This window comes from Bartonella sp. AA16NXGY (assembly GCF_042197325.1).
Classification (GTDB): domain Bacteria; phylum Pseudomonadota; class Alphaproteobacteria; order Rhizobiales; family Rhizobiaceae; genus Bartonella.
In genome coordinates, this window is the sequence record NZ_JBHIRR010000046.1 from 1 (window position 1) to 1779 (window position 1779).

The 1779-nt window shown below is 41.0% G+C and carries 1 protein-coding gene and 1 pseudogene; both read right to left on the reverse strand.

Going from position 1 to position 1779, the window contains the following annotated elements; genetic code table 11:
- Positions 1–132 precede the first annotated feature (132 nt).
- Positions 133–540, reverse strand: coding sequence for a hypothetical protein (locus ACFINK_RS09230; RefSeq protein WP_041581383.1), 408 nt, complete (start codon positions 538–540; stop codon positions 133–135).
- Positions 537–1779, reverse strand: a pseudogene (locus tag ACFINK_RS09235) (hemagglutinin repeat-containing protein); the annotation flags it as partial. The gene ACFINK_RS09230 and the pseudogene ACFINK_RS09235, both read right to left, overlap by 4 nt.

Consider the following 1779-nt stretch of genomic DNA (forward strand, 5'->3'; position numbering starts at 1 on the left):
GAGCTCATAAACCTGTTGATATTTCCTGTCACCGCTGCTTAAAACAACGGTGAACAATATTGAGATGATTGGTTGAGAAAACAATCCCACCATTCCAAGCGAAGGCAAGGATGGCGGATTGTTGATCATCACTTAAGGCTTGCATTCAGGTTGTACTGGACTTCTTTTACAAAACGGGCTGTTTAAGCGCTTTTCGACACTTCTCTTCGGAATGACAGCACCAGGCTGACAAATGGGAAGGTTTTCTTCTCTAAATGTATAACACCAGTTTCCTCTCCCTTTATAATGGAATCCTGATTGAACCATGCAAGCATAAATTGTTGCATCCTCATTAATACTAAGCTTTCTGTTTTCTGAATCAATATCAAAAATGCTTGGCATTCCGCATTCTAACAAGGCTTTTCCTACTTCAGTAGAATCTGCACCTACCTTCTCCCACATACTCACATACTCTGGAGGAGGCTTATCAATGTTTTCAATGTCACATCCAGCTACACTTAATAGGACTATACCACTCAATAATTTCAAAATTTGTCTCATTTTTTCTTCCATAAATGCTCTAAAATTGAATAAGTTGAATTAATTTGTTTAGTAGGCGGTATTCCATAATTAGTTATACACGCTTTACTTGCATCACCATAACAATTATGGGGACTAGGATCATACCCGCCTAACGCCCTCCCTCCCTCTATCAATGGAGAGGTTGCTGTAGTCAATAAACTGGTTCCTACAAACAGCGTCATATATAAAGGATTTTTTATACCTTTCTCCAAAAGTGAAACATCTAGATTTAAAGGTACTTTATAAAAAGTAGGTGCATTGTAACCAAACAACGTGCTAATGGGGTCAGATGCATGGCTTTGTAAGTAAACATGATCATTTTTGCCATCGCTTACGACATATAATGCATTCGCTATAGATCGAGCATGATCCGCTGGTCCAAAAAGATAGATATCTGTTTTTTCTGCTATACCGTGAATGCCGCGCTTTTCAAAGTCACGCAGTCCATTGCCTACTGTTAAGCTACCACGACTATGCGCACTAACAATAGCCTTGTCATTACCATAACGAGAGGTAAAATCTTGGAATTTCTTGGCCGAATTACTCCACCCCCCAAAATACTCATAAATTGCTACCCCATACTCTACGAGCCTGTCTTTAGCTTGTGGGTGGTATGTAAAATAAAGGGGTTCATGCGCATTATCAGCTAATTGGACAGCACGATAGGCAGCCTCATCTGGTGTGTTAAAAATACCATTATAGAACATACGCCTGTTGCCATCAGAACCAGCTTGTAAATGCTTTTCTTCCTCTGGTTTTAAATAGCGATACAGAATTATTGGTTTTCCATCACTGCCTTTTATATACTCTCCATTTTCATCGGTTAAATAGAGGACATTGCCATTTTCATCATGCGCAATCTCACCTACTGGATGCTCTTTGACATTTGCGACTTCGCGCACTTTGTCCCAGTATCCCAATCCTTCATCCGATAAATCATTGATCATATCTAGGCGATTATGCACTGCTCCCTCAAGCGGTGCGACATCTAGCTGTCCTACAGCTTGGTGGGCTGCTGCGGTGTTGCGGTTGAGAGAGCCAATGATTTGTCCAGCATCTTGCCCCATCGCCCTCTGTCCAGTTGTATCAGTAAGAATGATAGTCCCATCACTGATAGCAGATTTGGTTTCCCCTTCTGCTCCATCCTTGGCTTTGCCGTGATTTAAAACATTCTTGGCAATGTTTTTTATCGTGTCGTTCCCAGAAATGCTAAACCCA